The following is a 4,758-nucleotide window of genomic DNA, read 5'->3' as shown; positions in this document are numbered from 1 at the left end:
CTTCTGCCTCTGCAATCTTCTGCTCTATCGTCTGGGCCATTTGTCGGTCTCCATTGGTTCGGTATGCTACGATAACACGCAGCAAAAGAGCGAAGCGAAAGCAGCAAGTGCGCACTTACGACTCGTACCGAGTCAGCGCGCCCTGCGGGGCAAAATCAAAAACCAGAATCAGGAGAAAAGGCCATCGCCATCTACCACGCAACCACGAAGCCGATAGCGCGCAGTGCGGGACGGTCAGCCGTCGCCGCTGCTGCCTATCGCTCTGGTTCCGAGTTGGTTGATGAGCGCACCGGCCTTGTTCACGACTACACCAAAAAAGGTGGCGTTGTATCCGCCGAAATCATCGCGCCGGACGGCGGCAGCGCCGACCGCTCGACGCTGTGGAACGCCGCTGAATCTGCCGAGAACCGGAAGGATTCGCGGACGGCCCGCGAATGGATCGTGGCCTTGCCTGCCGAGCTGGATGCTGGCCAGCGCCGGGAGTTGGCCGTTTCCTTTGGTGCCCAACTGGCGAGCCGGTACGGCGTGGCCGTAGACGTGGCGATCCACGAACCCGACCGCGAGGGAGACAACCGCAATCACCACGCGCACATCCTCACCACCACCCGGCGCGTGAGCCGAGGCGCAGCGGGTGAGCTGGTCATGGGCGACAAGGCCAGCATCGAGCTGGCCGACAAGAAACGCCGGGAGCTGGGGTTAGGCCCAGCCGCCGACGAGGTGAAGGCCATTCGGCAGTTGTGGGAGCAGACCGCCAATCGCGCCCTGGAGCGAGCGGGCAGCGGCGAACGGATCGACGCCAGAAGCCTCAAGGATCAAGGCCTTGACCGTGAAGCCACCACCCACCTCGGGCCGGTGGCCTCCGAGATGGAACGGCGCGGACGGATCAGCGATCGAGGCGACGGAAACCGGCAGGCGCAGGCCAACAACGCCGCGAGAGCCTCTCTGAGCGCTCAGGTGGTCGATTTGGCTGCTGAGCGTGAGCGAAGGGAAAAGATGAGCAAGGAGGCTGCGCAGGAGCGTGCGCAAGCGCTTTTGTGGGGCGGCATGACCTCAGGTCAGCTTTCGGGTGAAATCAGCCGTATACGGCCTCCTAGCGTGCGTGACGCGGTAGATCGTGACCCGGAGGTGCAGCGGGCTAATCGAGACGCCGCCGTGCTGCGCGAACGCTTTGCCGAGGCAAAGCGGGTGGAGGAACTGGCGAAGGAGCGGGCAGGCGAATGGCGAGAGGCCCACCCGCTGCGGGCGAAGCTGAGGGACATGGGCTGGAAATGGGAGCCGCTGGAGAAGCTGGCGGCGACAGAGGCCAAGAACCGGGCGCAATGGCACAGCGCGGGGCCGGAGATGGTGCGGGCCGACGAGCACGCCAAGCAGGTGCAGGCGAGCACTTGGGCGCGGGTCGAACGGGAGCAGGTCCCCGCCCTGGAGCAGGTGGCGCAGTTGGAGAAACTACGGGCCGAGAAGTTGCACCAGGAGCAGGCCGAGCTGCGGCTAGAAAGGGCGGCAGACCGTTTCGTCTCGGAGTTCAAAAGCACGGCGATCAAGCGCGCCTGCAAGGCGCATGGCTACGGCGATAGCGGCAAGCAGTGGCAGGCGCTGCCGGACGTGCAACGGGCGAATATCGAGCGGTTCAACGCCATGGGCAAGCCCCAGCAGGCCGAGCATTTGGCGGGAATTCGGGCGGTCATGCTCCAGCACTTCCGGGACAACCCAAAGGCGCTAGAGCAGGCGCGGCAGGTTCGGCGGCAGGATCGAGGGGTGGAGCGCTAGAGCGGCAGCGTCACTTCTCCGAGGGGCGAATAGAGAAAACGGAGAAAATCGTACGCTAAGGGGACAATTGCATCGACTTGCCCTACCTATTGGAATGGGCACTGACCAGCAAATTGCATTTCGTACAGATCATGGTGAGCTGATGCGGAAAGGTGTTGTCACGGTGGATTGAAAGCACTCTACGTTCCGTCTTTCGCATTCAACATCTGCTTCTATCCGTGTCGGGTAGGTGAACTGCAATCGCTGCTTGTCTTGATTGTCATAGATATCAAAACCTGTCGGAACTGTTGTGGAGTGAAAGCGAGTTCCATTGCAAACCGATCCTGTTTTGGTGGGGATGGCAGGAACAACAACGAATCTCTGGATCATCGTTTTCGCGTCCTTGTGTTGAGTGAGCTTTTACTAATAGCGGCAGTTCGCCACTTTTTCAAGTTTTGAGAAACCCGTTGACAACCAAGCAACCCGTGGCGCGTCAGGTTGAGGTCATAGAGGTTTGCAGGGGAACGTCAGGAATGCCGCAAATGACACCAGTCTGACGCGGTTCGAGCTGACGGCATGACGTCCAGTTGATGTGTACCTCAACTGGACGTTCGCGGTGAGTAATTGCATGGGGAGAGATACAACGAAATGTGATTCAGCCTCCCGCATTGAAGATCAGTCGCTAAAATGAATACGCTAGATCACATTCACCTGACGCTATGGAGACAAGTCATGCTATCCACACTTGAGCTTCGCCACATTATTGAATGTGGATTCCAGCCTTTCGCTTGCACCTGCTCAGTCAATCCGGATGGATCATTGATGATCAAGGTGTTCGATTCCGCTTCTGGGCGGGTCGATCTCTTGGTCACTGCGGTCACGACCAGCGAATTGACGTCGAGCCGAGCCATTGCAAATTTGATTGGCGAGCTTCGCTCTGAAATGGCAGCGAACCAAGCTACAGGCTCGTTGGTGTTAACGAGATAGATCAAAAATGGCTCTATTTTTGCGCTTTCTGGATAGGGAAACCCGGCTGGAGCAGGGAAGCCATCGCACCGATCAGATCATCCAGAGACCAGGGCTTGTGTAAGTAGATGGTAGAAGGCGGGACTGATGCAGGATCTATCAGATACCCTGAGGTCAGAATCGACGCAATGGTAGGCCATTTTCCTCTCACCATTTCAATGAATTCTGTACCTTGAATTTGTCCAGGGACACCGTGATCGGCAATCACTAGCCTGCATTCGTCATGCGCCTGCAAAAGATAGGTCAACGCATCATCAGCAGTTTCAAATGCTAATGCCTTAGCCCCTACCTCCTCGACGATATTCACCATCAGTTCACGGAGCGTCGGATCGTCTTCGACAATGATGATTCCGCCCCGAATCGGTAACAGGCCTTCCCAGTTAACGTACACTTTTTCACCTTCTTAAGAAGCCAAAGACGTCGACTCGACCCAAACCCGCTCCAGTGTAATCAAAGTTTCAGGATTATCCGCCAGCTGAAGGACGGTTGCGACGCCAATGTCCTAATTTTTCCTATGCATACCTCCCCCTTAGCGTACGATTTTTTCCGAATTCTGCGGCCTCCCCTCCGAATCTGCCGCACCGTTCACCCAGTCGCGAGTGTTTGGGTCGCGGGTCACCGGCGCGTGAGAGGACTTGCGGCGGTATTCCTTGATGAATGCCACGCGGTCTCCCTTGAAGAATAGGGCGGGATTGACCCAGTACATGCTGGGGCCGCGCGGGCAAAGGAAGCGGTTGAGCAGCAGCTCTTTGAAGCCGCGGTGGAACGTGGCTTCGCTCATCCCGAGGTCCCGGCCATTGAGGTTGCTGTCGAACCAGTGCAGGTAGATCGAATCGGCGAAGCCCCCAGTCATGCGGGTGCTCTGGTACTCGCTCAGAATCGCCTGAAACACGCGCATACCGGTCTTGGACAGGTCGTACATCGCCCTCACCCCCTCGGCGAACACCTTCACAAACTCGGCGTCGTCGCGCTCCTCCACCGTGTGGATTGTGCTGACAGCGGTCACCTCCCCAGTCAGTGGGTCTACCAGATCCTTGCCACGGCCCGCACGCACGTAGCGTTTCTTGGTTTCTACGGTGGACGGGTCAATGAGTGGGTTGTAGTCGGGCGAGTACTGGCGGTTGAGTTCTCGCAACGAAGGGCTTTTTTTTGCTGATTCCATCTTCAAAAAAACCACTTAAACTGAGGGTAGGGCCGTCATCGTATTGCGCCAGTACCCGCAAAATCAAGTCATTTTTTGCGGGTACATCCCTGCATAAGTGCGGGTGGCCCCCTGCATAAGTGCGGGTAACCCCCCCCGTATTCCGTGGCCTCCAGCCATTCCCCTTCTCACTCTGTTACTACGCGCTCTTGATCTGGCCTTTGCAGTGCCCTTGATCTTGCCCCTGGGATTCAAAGAATCGGGTGCTTTAGCTAGATCAAGGTGGCCACCAGTGCAGTGACCGCGAAGCGGGCGATGTGCTGGGGGACGCCGAACAAGCGAAGCGCGTTAGGGCGGTGGATCAGGCACCGCGATCTAGGTCGAGATCCAGCGGCCTTCCAGTCGCTGTGCGCCGTCCAGCAGCAGCGCATGGCTCAAGACTTGCGTGCGGCTGCTTCGCTCCTTCACGCCGCAGCCTTCGGCCTGCGCGCTTCGCTCGCGGGTAATCAGGTCGAAGGGGGTAGGGCGGCCAATTCGGCTAGCAGGGGTTCTAGGCGCTTTCTGTCCACGTCGCGAGTAACCAACTCCCCAGCCTTGTCGATCAACCACTGCCGGATTCTCGGTTCCTTGCGGGCCTCCGCGAGCAGCATCCCGCCGAGGATGATCTTTTGTCCGTTCTCCAGTGCTCTGCTTTGCTGGCGAAGTCGGGCTAGTTTGGCTTCTGCCTCTGCAATCTTCTGCTCTATCGTCTGGGCCATTTGTCGGTCTCCATTGGTTCGGTATGCTACGATAACACGCAGCAAAAGAGCGAAGCGAAAGCAGCAAGTGCGCACTTACGACTCGTA

General features: G+C 58.2%; 5 protein-coding genes. 2 read left to right on the top strand and 3 right to left on the bottom strand.

Going from position 1 to position 4,758, the window contains the following annotated elements; genetic code table 11:
• Positions 1 to 183: 183 nt before the first annotated feature.
• Both mobQ and AC19YY_RS30900 read left to right on the top strand, forming a co-directional pair.
• A complete protein-coding gene (gene mobQ, locus AC19YY_RS30905; RefSeq protein ID WP_490625515.1) occupies positions 184 to 1,767 on the top strand; it encodes a MobQ family relaxase in 1,584 nt (527 codons plus the stop codon).
• 711 nt (positions 1,768 to 2,478) lie between these two features.
• On the top strand, positions 2,479 to 2,733 hold the full coding sequence (locus tag AC19YY_RS30900) for a DUF1652 domain-containing protein (RefSeq protein ID WP_198833909.1): 255 nt from the start codon (positions 2,479 to 2,481) through the stop codon (positions 2,731 to 2,733).
• A gap of 13 nt (positions 2,734 to 2,746) precedes the next feature.
• Here the strand turns inward: AC19YY_RS30900 and AC19YY_RS30895 are convergent, their stop codons facing one another.
• The 3 genes from AC19YY_RS30895 to AC19YY_RS30885 form a co-directional block, all read right to left on the bottom strand.
• Positions 2,747 to 3,163, bottom strand: coding sequence for a response regulator (locus AC19YY_RS30895; protein ID WP_008054836.1), 417 nt, complete (start codon positions 3,161 to 3,163; stop codon positions 2,747 to 2,749).
• Between the two features lie 138 nt (positions 3,164 to 3,301).
• Positions 3,302 to 3,934, bottom strand: a complete 633-nt coding sequence (locus tag AC19YY_RS30890) for a helix-turn-helix domain-containing protein (protein WP_198845316.1) — start codon at positions 3,932 to 3,934, stop codon at positions 3,302 to 3,304.
• Positions 3,935 to 4,419: 485 nt separating this feature from the next.
• The gene (locus tag AC19YY_RS30885; protein ID WP_198845315.1) at positions 4,420 to 4,671 is read right to left on the bottom strand and encodes a hypothetical protein; all 252 of its coding nucleotides are present in this window, start codon (positions 4,669 to 4,671) and stop codon (positions 4,420 to 4,422) included.
• Between the last annotated feature and the right edge of the window lie 87 nt (positions 4,672 to 4,758).

Source organism: Pseudomonas sp. MF09156 (assembly GCF_059862305.1).
This window is presented reverse-complemented; position numbering and strand designations above follow the sequence as displayed.

What these genes read in the sequence shown, in the direction of transcription:
- AC19YY_RS30900 (WP_198833909.1), top strand. Translation starts at nt 2,479, where the DNA reads ATGCTATCCACACTTGAGCTTCGCCACATTATTGAATGTGGATTCCAG.
- AC19YY_RS30885 (WP_198845315.1), bottom strand. Translation starts at nt 4,671, where the DNA reads ATGGCCCAGACGATAGAGCAGAAGATTGCAGAGGCAGAAGCCAAACTA.
- AC19YY_RS30890 (WP_198845316.1), bottom strand. Translation starts at nt 3,934, where the DNA reads ATGGAATCAGCAAAAAAAAGCCCTTCGTTGCGAGAACTCAACCGCCAG.